Consider the following 15388-nt stretch of genomic DNA (forward strand, 5'->3'; position numbering starts at 1 on the left):
ACGCCCGGTCCCATCCCGAACCCGGAAGCTAAGCCCGCCAGCGCCGATGGTACTGCCAGGGGGACCTGGTGGGAGAGTAGGACACCGCCGCACAACACTCCCAACACATGAGGCCCGAAACCACCACGGTTCCGGGCCTCAAGTGTCTGCGGAGTCCGCCCGGACGGGCGGTTTACCTCGCGGTAACGGCATCGGGGGATAGTGTGGCCTAGAAGGCGGAACCACCCAGTCACACGGAGAGTGGATCATGGAGCGGCAGCAGGAGTTCGTCCTCAGGACCCTGGAAGAGCGGGACATCCGCTTCGTTCGCCTGTGGTTCACCGACGTGCTGGGCTTCCTGAAGTCGGTCGCGGTCGCGCCGGCCGAACTGGAGCAGGCCTTCGCCGAGGGCATCGGCTTCGACGGCTCCGCCATCGAGGGCTTCGCCCGGGTGCACGAGTCGGACATGCTGGTCAAGCCCGACCCGTCCACCTTCCAGATCCTGCCGTGGCGGGCCGAGTCGCCGGGCACCGGCAGGATGTTCTGCGACATCCAGACCCCGGACGGCACCGCCTCGTACGCCGACCCCCGCTATGTTCTCAAGCGCTCGCTCGCCAAGGCCGCGGAAAAGGGCTTCACCTTCTACACGCACCCGGAGATCGAGTTCTTCCTGTTCAAGAACGAGCCCAAGCTCGGCAAGGCGCCGGAGCCGGTGGACGCCTCGGGCTACTTCGACCTGACCCCGCACGGTGTCGGGCACGACTTCCGCCGCCAGGCCATCACCCACCTGGAGTCGATGGGCATCTCGGTCGAGTTCAGCCACCACGAGGCCGCGCCCGGCCAGCAGGAGATCGACCTGCGCTACGCCGACGCGCTGTCCACCGCGGACAACATCATGACCTTCCGCCTGGTGGTCAAGGAAGTCGCGCTGGAGCAGGGCGTGTACGCGTCCTTCATGCCGAAGCCGCTGACCGACCACCCGGGTTCGGGCATGCACACGCACCTGTCGCTGTTCGAGGGCGACCGCAACGCCTTCCACGAGCCGGGTGCGGAATACCAGCTTTCGAAGGTCGGCCGTTCGTTCATCGCGGGCCTGCTTCGGCACGCGGGCGAGATCAGCGCCGTCACCAACCAGTGGGTGAACTCGTACAAGCGCCTGTCCGGCGGCGGCGAGGCCCCGAACTACATCTGCTGGGGCCACAACAACCGCTCGGCTCTCGTCCGCGTGCCGATGTACAAGCCGGGAAAGAGCCAGTCCACGCGGATCGAGGTGCGCAGTCTCGACAGTGCGTGCAATCCGTACCTGGCGTACGCGGTGCTTCTCGCCGCTGGTCTCAAGGGGGTTGAGGAGGGTTACGAGCTGCCGCCGGGCGCCGACGACAACGTGTGGTCGCTGACCCGGGCCGAGCGGCGGGCGCTGGGCATCCAGCCGCTGCCGTCCTCGCTGGAGGAGGCGATCGGGCTGATGGAGCGCAGCGAGTTGGTCGCCGAGACGCTCGGCGAGCACGTCTTCGAGTTCTTCCTGCGGAACAAGCGTGCGGAGTGGGCCGAGTACGAGCGGCAGGTCACGCCGTTCGAGCTGAGCCGCTACCTGCCGGTGCTCTAGGCGCCGGCGGCTTTCGTCCGACTGGCCGGGTCGGGTACCTGAACGCCGGGGGGATCCCTGCGAGGTCCGCGGCGGTACCGGGGGAGATGAGGCCGGTCGGTGAGAAGGGGAAAGACGGAGGGTCTGGACCGTTGAGCGCCGTCGCCGCGGGATGCGCGGCGACGGCCCTAGAGTCCTACGGCCTGACGGCCGAGCTGGGCGACGTAGTCGGACAGGCCTTCGCCGGTCAGTTCCTCGGCCACCATGCCGGGCACCGCCTGGCGCACCAGCTGCAGGCCAAGCCATACCGAGTAGGAGTGCAGCGCGGAGCGCTCGGCCTGGTCGGGCGCCAGACCGGCCTGCTCGCGCAGCCGCTGCGAGTACGTCATCCGCTTGCGCATGATGCGCTCGATCGCCGGGCCGATCACCGCGTGGTCGGCGTTCCACAGCAGGACCAGGAAGATCTTGACGTCCTTGGGCGAGGAGTTGGTCAGCTCCACCGCGGCGTTGTGCCGCTCGATCGGGTCGGCGATCTCCTCGAGCCGGGCGATCGGCTCGTCGACCGCCGTGGCCTCCCAGTGCTCCACCGCGGCCTGCAGCAGGGCATTGCGATCGCGGAAGTGCCAGTAGAACGAGCCCTTGGTCGCGCCGAGGCGCTCCGCGAGCGGCTCCACGGCCACCGCGCGCAGGCCGTCCCTGGCCAGCGCCTCGACGGCGGTGCCGATCCAGTCGGCACGGGTCAGCGTCCTGCGCTCACGGGGGCGGGCCGGCGCGGGTGCGTTCGCGGCGGCGCGGTCGCGGGGCAGCGGAGCGGGCTGGCCGATCAGGCCGGGCTCGGGGGCCAACCGCGGAAAACTCGGTGCCGCGCCCTGAGTAGGGGGCGTGCGGGCGGTGCGGACGGTGTAATCAGTGGAAGCCACAGTCATATCGCGCATGGCGTCACCGTAGCGCAGCAGAGGGTAGTCGCGTGGGGAATGACTCTTTCGAGCGAACTATCACGAACCGTGCGTCATGGTCGACGATCTTGACCGGAACCGGCCTGGCCGAGTGCCCGCGCAGTGGTTAAGGTCGAGGCGTGGCCGCCCCCCGTGAACGCGAATCCCAGCTCAGTCGCCTTGCCCGCCGCGGATTCGCCGATCCGGCGGCGGCCGCGGCACTGCTGGCCGGGTCCGAGTTCGCCGAACTCGCCGTGGATCCGGTGTTCCTGGAGAGCCTCGGGCGCTGCGCGGATCCCGACACGGCGCTCGGATCCCTGGCCCGGCTGCTGGCCGCGGACACCGCGGACCGCCAGGTGCTGCTGGCGACTCTAGCGGCATCCCAGCCGCTGCGCGGCAGGCTGCTCGGCGTGCTGGGTGTGTCCTCGGTGCTCGGCGACTTCCTCGCCCGGCACCCCGAGGCCTGGCACGTGCTCGACGAACTGGAGCCCGAGGACCTCGCGCCGGAGCCGGAGTACCTGCGCCGCAAGCTGCTGGCCGCGGTGGACGCGGATCCGGCGGAGGCCGAACCGCGTGCCGGGCTGACCGGCCTCGCGGCGGCGGACGCGCTGCGCGTGGCGTATCGCAGGGGTTTGCTGCGGATCACGGCCAGGGACGTGGCCGGCGGCGCGTCGATGCCCGAGGTCGGCCGGGTGCTGTCCGACCTCGCCGGTGCGACGCTGGAGGCCGCGCTCGCCGTGGCCCGCGCGGAACTCCCGGCCGACGCGGTGCCGTGCCGGCTCGCGGTCGTCGGCATGGGCAAGTGCGGCGCGCGGGAACTGAACTACGTCAGCGACGTGGACGTCGTGTTCGTCGCCGCGCCGGGACGGCTGGCCGACGGGAGCGAGGCGGAGGAGTACGAGGCTCTGCGCACCGGCACCCAGCTGGCCGCCGGGATGATGCGGCTGTGCGGCGAGGTGACGGCCGAGGGCGCCATCTGGCAGGTGGACGCGGCGCTGCGGCCGGAGGGAAAGTCGGGCCCGCTGGTACGCACCCTCGCCAGCCACGCCGCGTACTACCAGCGCTGGGCGAAGACCTGGGAGTTCCAGGCGCTGCTCAAGGCGCGGCCGGTCGCCGGGGACATGGAGCTCGGCGCGGCGTACGTCGGCTTCGTCAGCCCGCTGATCTGGTCGGCGGTCCAGCGCGACCACTTCGTCGACGACGTGCGCGCGATGCGGCGGCGCGTCGTGGACCAGGCGAAGACGAGCCTGCGCGGTGCGCCCGGTGCGGCGTCGGTCGAGCGGGAGATCAAGCTCGGGCCGGGGGGTCTGCGCGACATCGAGTTCGCGATCCAGTTGCTGCAGCTCGTGCACGGCCGCGCGGACCCGTCGTTGCGGCAGCGCGCGACGCTGGACGCGCTGGAGGCCCTCGGTGCGGGCGGATTCGTCGGCCGGCAGGACGCGCAGCAGTTGGCTGATGCGTACGAGTTCCTGCGCACGGTCGAGCACCGGATTCAGCTTTTCCGGCTGGAGCGCACGCATCTGATGCCGAGTGACGAGCCGTCGTTGCGGCGGATCGGGCGTTCGATGGGCTTCGGCACCGACCCGGCGGGACAGTTGCGCGCGGCCTGGCACTCGCATGCGCGCGTCGTGCGCCAACTGCACGAGAAGCTGTTCTATCGGCCGATTCTCTCGACGGTCGCCCTGCTCGCGCCCACCGACATCCGGTTGAGCACCAATTCCGAAAGGCTCTCGGCGGACGCTGCGAAGTCCCGGCTGACAGCGTTGGGATACGCGGATCCGGTAGGCGCGTTGGCGAACATCGACGCGCTCGCCTCGGGTCTCAGCCGACGTGCCGCGATTCAGCGCACGTTGCTTCCGGCATTCCTCAACTGGTTCGGCGACGCGCCGGATTCGGACGCGAGCCTGCTGGCCTTCCGCAGGCTTTCGGACGCACTCGGCAGCACGCCGTGGTATCTCCGGTCGCTGCGCGACGAAGGCGAGACGGCGTCGAGGCTCGCACAGCTGCTCTCCTCGGGCGGCTACGTGCCCGACCTGCTGATGCGCGCGCCGGATGCGGTCGCCCAGCTTGCGAAGTCGATCGATGTGCTGACGCGCGAGGCGCTGGCGACGGAGATGACCGCGTTGGTCTACCGAGCCTCGGACGCCGCCCACGCGGTCACCGCGGTCCGCGGTGTACGCAGGCGAGAGCTGCTGCGCATCGCGACGGCGGACGTGCTGGGACAGTTCGACGACGCCGACGAGCATTCCGGGCAGGTCACAGCGCACGGCGCGGCGGGCTCGCTCGACCGGCTCGAGCACTCTGCCGACGGCGCCCGGGTGGACGCGATCGGACGCGCACTGACCGACGTGACCGCGGCCACCGTGCAGGGCGCGCTCGACGCCGTACTCGCCTTCCGTGCCGACGGCGGTAAGCAGCTCCTGCGCTTCGCGGTCATCGGCATGGGGCGCTTCGGCGGATTCGAGCTCGGATACGGCTCCGACGCCGACGTGCTCTTCGTCTACGAGCCCTTGCCCGGGGCCGACGAGCAGGAGGCGTCCTCCGCCGCGTTCGCCATCGCGACCGAGCTGCGTACCCTGCTGCAGACACCGAGCACCGACCCGCCGCTGCGGATCGACGCCGACCTGCGGCCCGAGGGCAGGCAAGGACCGTTGGTGCGCACGCTCGCCTCGTATGCCGCGTACTACCAGCGCTGGTCCAACACCTGGGAAGCACAGGCACTGCTGCGCGCGGCACCGGTCGCCGGCGACGCCGACCTCGGCAAGCGCTTCATCGCCGCGATAGACCCCTGGCGCTACCCCGAATCCGGGCCCAACGACACCGAAGTGCGCGAGATTCGGCGGCTGAAGGCCAGGATGGAGGCCGAGCGGCTGCCGCGCGGCGCCGATCCCGTGCTGCACACCAAGCTCGGTCCCGGTGGTCTGTCAGACGTCGAATGGATCGCCCAACTGCTGCAACTGAAGCACGGCGCCGTGTTCCCGGAGCTGCGTGTCACCGGCACGCGTGACACCCTCGCCGCGGCCGCCCGCGCCGGGCTGCTCGACGCCGAGGACGCCGCGTTGCTCGACGAAGCCTGGACCCACACCTCCTTGCTGCGCAACGGGATCACCATCGTGCGCGGACGCCCCGGCGACCAGGTCCCCACGGACGCGAGGGAACTGGCCGGAATCGCCCGCTATCTCGGCGAGGAGATCGACAGCGAGACTCTGCTCGACACTCATCGCCGTCGGGCGCGCCGCGCGCGCACGGCATTCGAGCGACTGTTCTATGACGCGGATTGACGACGAGAACTAGTTGTGATGCGGGGATTCGACGGCAATGATGGAACTGGTATTGCGTCGAATCCCCGCGCAGCGCCTAGCACGAGGCGCTACTTCGGCGCCTCGATGAGCCCCAACTTCTCCGCCTCGAGGCGCACTCCCGCGACGGATCTCTCGTGCCTACGCCCGATCTCGGCCCAGCTCACGCCGCCATGCACCTCGGCCGTGAGCTGCTCGCGCTCCTCGTCCGTCCACGCTGCCCCTGCATTACGAGGGCTCGCGGGCTTACCTCGTGCCGTACTGCGCCAACTGAGCGCCGCGACTTCGTTCCTAGGTACGGTGCGCACAACATCGCCTCCCGTCACGAAGCACAACTCGTCACCCTCGAAGCGCACGGCCTCAGCGGGGAAGGACACCGTCACGGGCGCGCCCTCCACGGCGAGCCAGGCGGGACCGGTGTTGGCGGCGAGCTCGAGTTCGATCTGGTTCACGGACATGACAATGCCTCCTGAGTAGTCAATAGATGACTTGATGTCATCTAGATCGACTATCTCAGGAGGCACTGACAAGAACCGGCGCCCCGCCGCAACTAGTTGTGGTGCACGTACTGCGGCTGTGGGTGCGTCAGCCCGCGTACTTCTGAACGAGAGCGCCCAGGCGCGGCAGTGCGGCCTCGACGTTCTTCACACCGCTCGGGCGCACAGCGTTGTAGGCCTTGCGGATCGGAGCGCGCTCCGATGCCTTGGCGCGCTCGTCGGTCACCGAGAGCAGGGCCTCGGAAGCCGCCTCGCCGTTCTTGGCCAGGAAGTCGCCGAACTCGCCGCCGCCGGAGGCCTGGAAGTCGTCCCAGAACGGCTGCAGCTTGGCCAGCATGTCCGGGAGCAGCGTGTCCACAGCGTCCCGGATGATTCCGGAGGCGAAAGCGGTGACAGTCTTGTAGGCGCCCTTGATGATCAGGCCCTTTTCCGCCACTTCTTCCTCGACGAGGGTCACACCGTCGGCGACGACGTTCGGGCGGACGTCCTGGGCGGTCAGGATCTGCTTCAGATCGGCCATGTGCGGCTCTTCTCCTATGACGCGTACGTGGAATTTCCCCTCAGGGTTCGCACAGGCTACCAGCTTCCGGGACCCGTTGAGGACGCCGCGATACCCCGGCGTCCTGCCTTGTAACCTGCGTCGGGGGAGATTCGACGAGATTTCAGACGAGGTTCAACGAACGCGCGATCAACAGCCGCTGCACCTCGCTGGTGCCCTCGCCGATCTCCAGGATCTTCGCGTCGCGGTAGAAGCGGCCGACGGGGTATTCGTTCATGAATCCGTAGCCGCCGAAGATCTGCGCGGCCTCCCGCGCGGAGGTCACCGCCGCCTCACTCGCCATCAGCTTCGCGATCGCCGCCTCCTTCTTGAACGGCTTGCCGGCGTTCAGCAGGCCGGCCGCGTGCCGCCAGGCCAGCCGCGCGGTGTGCGCCCGCACCTCCATGTCGGCGATCTTGAACTGGATCGCCTGGTACTCGCCGATCTTGTGGCCGAAGGCGGAGCGCTCGCGGACGTAGCGCACGCACTCGTCGACGCAGCCCTGCGCGAGCCCGGTGGACAGCGCGGCGATCGCGATCCGGCCCTCGTCGAGGGTGCGCAGGAACTGCGCGTAGCCGCGGCCGCGCTCGCCGAGCAGGTTCTCCTGCGGCACCCGGCAGTTGTCGAACACCAGGCCGTGCGTGTCCGAGGCGCACCAGCCGACCTTCGAGTAGCCGGGCTCCACGGTCAGCCCCGGGGTGCCCGAGGGCACGAGCACGCAGCTGAGCTCGGCGCGTCCGTCGTCGTCCTTGGCGGTCACGGCCATCACCGTGATCAGTGACGTGATGTCGGTGCCGGAGTTGGTGATGAAGGATTTCGCGCCGTTGATCACCCAGGAGTCGCCGACCTGGCCGGCCCGCGTGCTCACCGCGCCGGCGTCCGAGCCGCCGCCGGGTTCGGTCAGGCCGAAGGCGGCCAGCCGCTCGCCCCGGCACAGCTCCGGCAGCCAGTACTCCTTCTGCTCGTCGGTCCCGAAGCGGAACACCGGCATCGAGCCCAGGCTGACCCCGGCCTCGAGGGTGATGGCCACGGACGAGTCGACCCGGGCGAGTTCCTCCAGCGCGATGCACAGCGCGAAGTAGTCCCCGTCCATGCCGCCGTACTCGCTCGGGAACGGCAGGCCGAACAGGCCCATCCGGCCCATCGCGGCGACGATCGGGTACGGGAAGGCGTGCCGCTCGTAGTAGTCCCCGATGACCGGGGCCACCTCCTCGCGGGCGAAGGCCTCGACGGCCTTGCGCAGGTCCTCGTACTCGGCGGGCAGGGTGGGGTCAACAGACATGGCGATTCATCCTCGGTTCCTGGAACCCTTTGTGAGGGCTTGGACAGTGCGGGAGGGTGCCGGGCGGCCGAGGATGTCGGCCATCCAGCTCGAGACGTCGACGAGCTTGCGCAGGTCGACGCCGGTGGTGATGCCGAGTCCGTCGAGCATCCACACGAGGTCTTCGGTGGCCAGGTTGCCCGTGGCGGATTCGGCGTAGGGGCAACCCCCGAGCCCCCCGGCGGAGGCGTCGACGGTTGCCACTCCGGCCTGCAGCGCGGCGTAGGTGTTCGCCAGCGCCTGGCCGTAGGTGTCGTGGAAGTGCACGGCGAGCCGGTCGCGGGCCACGCCGCGCCGCTCAAGCGCGTCGATCAGGGTACGTACGTGGCCGGGGGTGGCGGTGCCGATCGTGTCGCCGAGGCTCACCTGCGTGCACCCGGCCTCGATCAGCCGCGCCACGACGTCCGTCACCTTGCGCATGGAGACGGGACCCTCCCAGGGGTCGCCGAAGCACATCGAGACGTAGCCGCGGACGCGCATGCCGCGGGCGAGCGCCTGCTGCATGGTCGCCTCGATCTCGGTCATCGAATCCTCGATGGTCGAGTTGAGGTTCTTCTGCGCGAAGGTCTCGGTCGCCGAGGCGAACACCGCGATGTCCTTCACGCCGGTCGCCGCGGCCCGCGCCAGCCCGCGCCGGTTGGGCACGAGAACCGGGAAACGGGTGTGCTCGTTGAACTTGCGCGCCGCGAGCATCGGCAGCAGCTCGTCGGCGTCGGCGAGTTGCGGCACCCACTTCGGGTGCACGAAGCCGGTCGCCTCGATCATCCACAGGCCGGCGTCGGCGAGGCGCTCGATGAACTCGGCCTTGGCGGATGTCGGCACCACGGCCTTCTCGTTCTGCAGGCCGTCGCGCGCGCCGACCTCGTACACCGTGACCCGCTGCGGCAGGCCGTGCTGCGTCAGCTTCTGCGGGAGTCCGGGGATCATGACGGCGTCACCTCCACGTGGAAGAGTTCATGGCCGAGCGGCACCTGGTCGCCGACTTCTGCGCCCACCGCCGACACGACGCCGTCGCTGGGTGAGAGCATCGTGTGCTCCATCTTCATCGCCTCCAGCACGCCGAGCGGCTCGCCCGCCGTGACGGTCTGGCCCTCGTGCACCTTGACCGCGAGCACCGTGCCCGGCATCGGCGCACGCACCGAACCGTCGGGGGCGGTGGACGCGTCTTCGCTCGCGCCGATTCGTTCGGCGTGCGCACGCGCGGGCAGCGCGGGTCCGCCGAGCCGCCAGCCGTCGCGGGCGTCGAAGGGCGTCGGGCCGTCCGGCTCCAGGCGCGGGTGGAACGGCAGGTCGGGGTGCGTGTCGAGCCAGGACGTGTCGATCGCGGCATCGGCGAATTCGGCCGAACCGAGCACGGTACGCAGGAACGGCAGGTTCGTTGTCAGGCCACTGATCTCGGTGTCTTCGATGGCTGAGAGCAGGTTGCGGCGCGCGGCCTCGCGGTCGACGCCGTGCGCGGTCACCTTGGCCACCATCGGGTCGTAGTACGCAGTCACCTCGCCGCCGCTGCGCAGCGCCGTGTCGACGCGCGCGCTCGACTCGGACGGCCACCGCACGGTCTCCGCCGTACCCGCCTGCGGCAGGAAGCCGTGTTCCGCGTCCTCGGCGTACACGCGCACCTCGATGGCGTGCCCGTCCGGCCTCGCGGAAAGCCGCGGCAGCCGCTCGCCGCGGGCGATGCGGATCTGCAGTTCAACGAGATCCAGGCCGGTGACCAGTTCCGTGACCGAGTGCTCGACCTGAAGACGGGTATTGACTTCCAGGAAGAAGAATTCGTCCCCTGAGACGATGAACTCGACCGTGCCCGCGTTCACGTATCCGACCTTGCGGCACAGCCGAACCGCGGCGTCGAGCAGCCGTTCGCGCAGCTCGGGCGAGATCGTCGGCGCCGGGCTCTCCTCGACGACCTTCTGGTGCCGCCGCTGCACCGAGCAGTCGCGCTCGCCCAGGTGGACGACGTTTCCGTGGCCGTCCGCGAGGATCTGCACCTCGACGTGCCGGCCGTGCTCCAGGTACCGCTCGACCAGCACAGTGCCGTCGCCGAACGCTGATTCGGCCTCGCGTTCGGCCGCCTGCAGGGCATCCGGCAGCTCGGCTGGCGCGCGCACGATCCGCATGCCCTTGCCGCCGCCGCCCGAAGCGGCCTTGACCAGCACCGGGAATACGTCTTGCGGCACCTCGGCGGCGCGGTACGCGCGGAGCACCGGCACGTCCGCCTGCTCGGCCAGTTCGCGCGCCGCGTCCTTGCGGCCCAGCGCGGAGATGACCTCGGCGGGCGGGCCGACGAACGTCAGCCCCGCCTTCTGGCAGGCCTGCGCGAAGCCCGCGTTCTCGGACAGGAAGCCGTAGCCCGGGTGCACGGCGTCGGCCCCGGCCTCGCGCGCGGCGCCGAGCACCGCCGCGACGTTCAGGTAGGACTCGGTCGCCGGAGCCGGGCCGAGGCGCACGGCCACGTCGGCGGCCGTGACGTGCGGCGACCGGATGTCGGCGTCCGAGTACACGGCCACCGTCCGGATGCCCATGGCCCGCGCCGTGCGAATCACGCGCAGTGCGATCTCGCCTCGGTTGGCGATCAGGATGCTGTCGACCATGATGTTCCCCCTACATCCGGAATACGCCGTAGCCGACCGGCTCGGGCTCCGCGTACGAGGTGGCGGCCAGCGCCAGCCCGAGCACCCGCCGGGTGTCCACGGGGTCGATGATCCCGTCGTCCCACAGCCGCGCGGTCGAGTAGTAGGGCGAGCCCTGCGTCTCGTACTGGTCCCGGATCGGCTTCTTGAACGCCTCCTCGTCGTCGGCGGACCACGTGCCGCCCTCGGACTCGACCCGGTCCCGCCGCACCGTGGCGAGCACCGTCGCCGCCTGCTCGCCGCCCATCACCGAGATGCGCGCGTTCGGCCACATCCACAGGAAGCGCGGGTCATAGCCGCGGCCGCACATGCCGTAGTTGCCCGCGCCGAAGGAGCCGCCGATCACGACGGTCAGCTTGGGCACGGTCGCGCAGGCCACGGCCGTCACCAGCTTCGCGCCGTCCCGGGCGATGCCGCGGTTCTCATAGTCCTTACCGACCATGAAGCCGCTGATGTTCTGCAGGAACAGCAGGGGGATCCGGCGCTGCTGGCAGAGCTCGATGAAGTGCGCCCCCTTGACCGCGGACTCGCCGAACAGCACGCCGTTGTTCGCCAGGATGCCGACCGGATAGCCGTGGATCTTCGCGAAGGCGCACACCAGAGTCTCGCCGTAGCGGGCTTTGAACTCGTGCGTCCGCGATCCGTCGACCACGCGCCGGATCACCTCGCGCACGTCGTAGGGGATCCGCGGGTCGGTGGGGACGAGGTCGTACAGCGCCTCGGGATCCTCGGCCGGCTCCTCGGGCGCCTCCGGCGTCATCCAGGGCGTCGCGGGCGGCAGCGTGTGCACCGCCGCGCGCAGCAGATCGAGTGCGTGCTCGTCGTCCTCCGCGAGGTGGTCGGCGACCCCGGAAAGCCGCGTGTGCACGTCCGCGCCGCCCAGTTCCTCGGCGGTGACGATCTCGCCGGTGGCCGCGCGTACCAGCGGCGGCCCGCCGAGATAGATCGTGCCCTGATTCCGCACGATGATCGTCTCGTCGCTCATCGCCGGGACGTACGCGCCGCCCGCCGTGCACGCGCCCAGCACGGCCGCCAGTTGCGGGATGCCCGCGCCGGACATCCGGGCCTGGTTGTAGAAGATCCGGCCGAAGTGCTCGCGGTCCGGGAAGACCTCGTCCTGCAGCGGGAGGTAGGCGCCGCCGGAGTCGACGAGATACAGGCAAGGGGTGCGGTTGTCGGCGGCGATCTGCTGGGCGCGCAGGTGCTTCTTCACGGTCAGCGGGTAGTACGTGCCGCCCTTGACCGTCGCGTCGTTCGCCACGACCATGCAGATCCTGCCGTGGACGCGGCCGATCCCTGCCACGAGCCCTCCCGACGGCACCGGACCGCCGTGCTCGGCGTAGAGGCCGTACGCGGCCAGCGGGGCGAGTTCCAGGAAGGGCGAGCCGGGGTCGAGCAGCCGATCGATCCGGTCTCGGGGCAGCAGCTTGCCTCGGGAGAGGTGGCGGGCGCGCGAGCGCTCGTCGCCGCCGAGGCGCACCTCGGCCAGGCGTTCGCGCAGCTGTCCGGACAGTTCGCGAAGCGTCGCGGGCGCGGCCCGCAGCGTGGATGGCACGGTCGAGCTGGACGGCACCGTCGCCGCCTTTCCGTAGGTACTGACCGGGCGCTTGTGGTGCCCGGTGCTTCGTGATCGGCCGTTGGTGTTCGGCCTCCTCGTACCCATGAGTAACACAGGGGAAGCGGTCTAGGAAAGCGCGGGTCCGAACGGGTGAGCCCACGGCCGCGTCTGCCCGGCGCACCACCAGGGCCTTTCTAGGGTGGAGCGGGAATACGTACGGATCTCCCGACTCGGAAGGCGGCGCGCGTGGGGACGAACCGGCGGCCGCGGCCGAACCCGGCCAGGCGGGCGGCAGGGCCGAACGGGGGAGGCCGCGCCGTGCCCCCGAAGTCTCCGTCCTCCCGGCCCTCCCCGTCCTCGTCCTCCTCCTCCCCGGTGGTCCGGCTGCGGCTGCCCCGCGGCCTGCGGATCGGCGCCCGGGCGCTGGCCGGCACGCTCGCGCTGATCGTCCTGGCCGCGGCCGGCACCGGCTGGTACATGGACCGCACCATCCTCGGCACGCTCACCACGTCCGACGCGCTCGCCGGCCTCGGCGACCACCCGGAGACGGACCAGAACATCCTGCTGATGGGCCTGGACTCGCGCAAGGACATGAACGGCAACGATCTTCCGTATTCGATCCTGGACAAGCTGCACGCGGGCTCCAGCAGCGACATCGGCGGCTACAACACCAACACCCTGATCCTGCTGCACATCCCGGCCGACGGCTCCCGCGCCGTCGCGCTGTCCATCCCGCGCGACGACTACGTGGACCTGCCCGAGGGCCTCGGCAACCACAAGATCAAGGAGGCGTACGGCCGGGCCAAGGCGCTGGCCGAGCAGCAGGCGCAGCAGGGCGGCGTGAACGACCAGGCGCAACTCGAGCGGGTGGGCCGCGAGGCGGGGCGCAAGGCCGCGATCGAGGCGGTGCAGGACCTGCTCGGCGTGCAGGTCGACCACTTCGCCGAGATCAACCTCGCGGGCTTCTACGACCTGGCCAACGCGCTCGGCGGGGTGACGGTCTGCCTGCGCCAACCCGCGCACGACGACTACTCGGGCGCGAACTTCCCGGCCGGGGTGCAGACCCTCGACGGCCAGCAGGCGCTGGAGTTCGTCCGCCAGCGGCACAATCTCACCGGCGGCGACCTCGACCGGACGCATCGTCAGCAGGCGTTCCTCGCGTCCGCCGCGGCCAAGCTCAACTCGGAGGGCGTCTTCGGCGACCTGAGCAAGCTGGGCGCGCTCCTCGACGTGGCGCACCGGGATGTCGTGGTCGACTCCGGCCTCAACCCTCTGACGTTCATCCGCCAGGCCGGAGTCGTGACGTCAGGCAAGGTGAGTTTCTACACGCTGCCGATCGAGGGCTTCGCCACCGAGGACGGCGAGTCGGTGAACCTCATCGACCCCGCGAAGGTCCGCGCCGACGCCCAGGAGCTGATCGCCGGCAAGATCCCCGCCGGCATGACCGGCGGCGGTGCGATCCCCCAGGTCCCGCAGGGCGCAGGCGGCACCGAGAGCGCGTACGGCGACAGCGAACCGCTGACGGAACTCGGCGCCGAAACGTCGGCTCCCAAGTCGCACGCGGCCTCGTCGCACCACGCGGCCGCCGGCGCCTCAACCGCGCACACCCACGCCGCGTCCCCCGCCCCCGGGCAGGCACCACCCAAGCCCGCCGCGGTCGCCCCCACGACTCCCACGACCCCGGCCGCCCCGGTCAACCTCGACCCGCCGCCGGGCGTCCCCTGCGTGGACTGAGCAGCTACGGCGTCGCGCGGTTCTCGTCGGCTAGCGGGTCGGCGATGTCGAGTCCGACTTCGAGTCTGTTTCAGCGGCCGAACCCGATTCCGGGCTGAATCTTCTCGGCTGGCGGTCGACCGGCGAGCGGGGGTCGAAGGTCTGGCGCTGGGTGCGGCGCGGGCCGGACCAGGGGGCGGCGACGGCGTCGATGCGGTACGCGAGGGTGTACGCGAGAGACTCGTAGTTCACCCGCCAGCCGCGGAAGTGCGCCCAGGCCTCCTCCAGCTCATGCTCGCGCTCCATCGGGTAGCCCGCGTAGCGCAGCATGTCCAGGCCCCGCAAGAACTCGGCATAGGTCAGCTGGATCTCGCTGTCCGGGTCGGGGTCGATCTCGTACGGGATGCCCTCGACGTCGGCGATCTCGCGCAGGCAGGTGAAACCCGCGCGCAGCGTCATCCGCATGGTCGCCTTGGGCTTCGAGGGGTTGAGCGCCAGCTCGAGCGCGGCGGCGTCCATGATGGCCAGCAGCGCGATCAGCCAGTTGCGGGTGGCGCGCGGCGAGCGGAAGTGGATCAGCACGGGGTAGCTCGTGTGGCTCTCCGCGATCTGCGCCGCCCAGCGCTCCCAGCCCTGGTAGAGCGTGGTCAGCTGGGTGATCAGGCCGGGCACCTGCACGTGCCGCATCAGGATCTCCGGACCCCAGGCCGGCACGCCCGCCCGCGCCTGAAGCATCGTCACCTCGGCCTCGCGCTGCGAGTACGCGCTGTACATCGCCGGAAGGTAACCGACCAGCAGGCCGATCATCACCGGGCCGGTCGCGGCGGCGCAGAAGTCGACGAAGGTCTGCTGGCTGTCCGAGCTGCTCAGGAAGCCCAGGGTGAACACGGAGGAGCCCGACTCCAGCATTCCCTTTCCGGGATTGATGTCGCCCACCCCGGCCAGCACGAAGCCGAAGCCGACCACCGACAGGCCCAGCCAGCTCAGCAGCGTCACCAGGATGGACAGCGGCGCCGACCAGGCCAGCAGCAGGTCCTTGCGCTCGAACGTGCGGCACCGGTCCGCGACCAGCTGGAACGGCGCGCGCACCGCGTCCCGGATGAACCGGGTGTACCGGGAGCGCAGCCCGCGCGGCACCACCAGATTCGCGACCACCGAGATCCAGGTGAACAGCACGATGAAGGAGCCGAGCGCGATCTCCAGAATCCTCACGCGTTCATTCTGCCGCCGAGTACGCGCGGGGCGCTCGCCGAGTTCGCGCGCCGGTTGCCCGGAGCCGACCGTGGTGAAACTCCGTAAAACCTCGGAAACGTTCTTGTGACCGGTCTGATTC

Annotated in this window: 11 protein-coding genes and 1 rRNA gene; 4 read left to right on the forward strand and 8 right to left on the reverse strand. The window is 70.3% G+C overall.

The window, feature by feature from the left end:
* Both rrf and VG296_RS09355 read left to right on the forward strand, forming a co-directional pair.
* A 5S ribosomal RNA gene (gene rrf, locus VG296_RS09350) occupies window positions 1–93 on the forward strand; the annotation flags it as partial.
* Between the two features lie 154 nt (window positions 94–247).
* Entirely contained in the window at window positions 248–1585 is a 1338-nt protein-coding gene (locus VG296_RS09355; protein ID WP_325565181.1) for a glutamine synthetase family protein, read from the forward strand.
* 167 nt (window positions 1586–1752) lie between these two features.
* On the opposite strand, the gene VG296_RS09360 is transcribed toward VG296_RS09355, so the two are convergent.
* Window positions 1753–2499 (reverse strand): TetR/AcrR family transcriptional regulator, encoded by a 747-nt coding sequence (locus VG296_RS09360; RefSeq protein ID WP_325565183.1) that lies wholly within the window; start codon window positions 2497–2499, stop codon window positions 1753–1755.
* Window positions 2500–2639: 140 nt separating this feature from the next.
* On the opposite strand from VG296_RS09360, the gene VG296_RS09365 reads away from it, so the two are divergent.
* On the forward strand, window positions 2640–5780 hold the full coding sequence (locus VG296_RS09365; protein WP_325565184.1) for a bifunctional [glutamine synthetase] adenylyltransferase/[glutamine synthetase]-adenylyl-L-tyrosine phosphorylase: 3141 nt from the start codon (window positions 2640–2642) through the stop codon (window positions 5778–5780).
* Between the two features lie 89 nt (window positions 5781–5869).
* Here VG296_RS09365 and VG296_RS09370 read toward each other — a convergent pair whose 3' ends face one another.
* The 6 genes from VG296_RS09370 to VG296_RS09395 form a co-directional block, all read right to left on the reverse strand.
* On the reverse strand, window positions 5870–6256 hold the full coding sequence (locus VG296_RS09370; protein ID WP_325565185.1) for a hypothetical protein: 387 nt from the start codon (window positions 6254–6256) through the stop codon (window positions 5870–5872).
* Window positions 6257–6383: 127 nt separating this feature from the next.
* On the reverse strand, window positions 6384–6815 hold the full coding sequence (locus tag VG296_RS09375) for a DUF6918 family protein (RefSeq protein WP_325565187.1): 432 nt from the start codon (window positions 6813–6815) through the stop codon (window positions 6384–6386).
* A 142-nt stretch (window positions 6816–6957) separates the two neighbouring features.
* On the reverse strand, window positions 6958–8115 hold the full coding sequence (locus VG296_RS09380; RefSeq protein WP_325565189.1) for an acyl-CoA dehydrogenase family protein: 1158 nt from the start codon (window positions 8113–8115) through the stop codon (window positions 6958–6960).
* Window positions 8116–8121: 6 nt separating this feature from the next.
* Window positions 8122–9081: a hydroxymethylglutaryl-CoA lyase gene (locus tag VG296_RS09385; RefSeq protein ID WP_325565191.1), complete on the reverse strand. Its 960-nt coding sequence runs from the start codon at window positions 9079–9081 to the stop codon at window positions 8122–8124.
* The gene (locus tag VG296_RS09390; RefSeq protein WP_325565193.1) at window positions 9078–10745 is read right to left on the reverse strand and encodes an acetyl/propionyl/methylcrotonyl-CoA carboxylase subunit alpha; all 1668 of its coding nucleotides are present in this window, start codon (window positions 10743–10745) and stop codon (window positions 9078–9080) included. The genes VG296_RS09385 and VG296_RS09390 overlap by 4 nt, the downstream gene beginning before the upstream one ends.
* A 10-nt stretch (window positions 10746–10755) precedes the next feature.
* A complete protein-coding gene (locus VG296_RS09395) occupies window positions 10756–12357 on the reverse strand; it encodes a carboxyl transferase domain-containing protein (protein ID WP_414641077.1) in 1602 nt (533 codons plus the stop codon).
* A gap of 303 nt (window positions 12358–12660) precedes the next feature.
* Between VG296_RS09395 and VG296_RS09400 the strand changes: the two genes are divergently transcribed.
* Window positions 12661–14076 carry an LCP family protein gene (locus VG296_RS09400; RefSeq protein WP_325565194.1) on the forward strand — a complete coding sequence of 472 codons (1416 nt, stop codon included), beginning with the start codon at window positions 12661–12663 and terminating at the stop codon, window positions 14074–14076.
* Between the two features lie 30 nt (window positions 14077–14106).
* On the opposite strand, the gene VG296_RS09405 is transcribed toward VG296_RS09400, so the two are convergent.
* On the reverse strand, window positions 14107–15267 hold the full coding sequence (locus VG296_RS09405) for a hypothetical protein (RefSeq protein ID WP_325565196.1): 1161 nt from the start codon (window positions 15265–15267) through the stop codon (window positions 14107–14109).
* Window positions 15268–15388: the final 121 nt, after the last annotated feature.

Source organism: Actinospica sp., from assembly GCF_035552695.1.
In the GTDB taxonomy this organism is placed as follows: Bacteria; Actinomycetota; Actinomycetes; order Streptomycetales; family Catenulisporaceae; genus Actinospica.